This is a genomic window from Neisseria sp. P0019.S002, assembly GCF_051957155.1.
Classification (GTDB): Bacteria; Pseudomonadota; Gammaproteobacteria; order Burkholderiales; family Neisseriaceae; genus Neisseria; species Neisseria perflava.
The window spans coordinates 1-710 of the sequence record NZ_JBQCWS010000029.1 but is presented as its reverse complement, the minus strand read 5'-3'; the positions used below and the strand labels follow the sequence as shown (position 1 = coordinate 710).

Here is a 710-nt window from a genome sequence, read left to right as displayed (position 1 = left end):
ATTACGTTTTGGTTGGTGGGGTTGTTTGTGTTTTGTTGTTTGTTGGTGTGGGTTGGGGGTGGTGTTGGGGTGGTGGGGGTGGTTTTGGTGTTTGTTGTTTTTGGGGGGGGTGGTGGTTGGGTGTGTTGGGGGTGGGTTGGGTTGGGTTGTTTGGGTGGGTGGTGGGTTGTTGTTGTTGGGTGGTTTGTTGTTGGGGGTTTGGTTGGTGGTGGGGGTGGTTTTGGGTTTGGGTGGGGTTGGTTGGTGTGGTGGTTGGGGTGTTGGTGGGGTGTGGGTTGGGTGGGGGTGGTGGGGTGTGGGGTGTTGGGTGTTGGTGTTGGTGGTGTTTGTTTTGGGTGGTTTGTTGGTGTGTTGGGGTGTGTTGTTTGGGTGGTTGTGTGTGTGTTTGTGTTTGTTTTTTTTGTGGTTGTTTTTGTTGGGGGTGGTGGGTGTGTGTGGGGGGTGGTTTGTTGTTGGTGGTGGTGTGGGTGGGCGGGGGGGTTTGGTTTTGGTTTGGGTTGTTGGTTTGGGTTGTGTTGTTTGTGGTTTGTTGTTTTTTGGTTTGTGTTGTGTTTTGTGTGGGTGTTGTGGTTTTGGTTGTGGTGTTGGGGGGGGGGTGTGTGTGTTTTGTGTTTGTTTGGTTGGGGGTGTGGTGTTGTTGTGGTTTGGTGGGGTGTGTGTGGTGGGTGGGGGGCCGCAAGGTTTGTCCTGCGCGGGCTACGGCGCGAGTA

At 54.1% G+C, this 710-nt stretch carries 1 pseudogene; it reads left to right on the top strand.

Annotation, left to right across the window (positions count from 1 at the left end):
- A pseudogene (locus tag ACTHTY_RS11340) lies at positions 1-710 on the top strand (hypothetical protein); the annotation flags it as partial.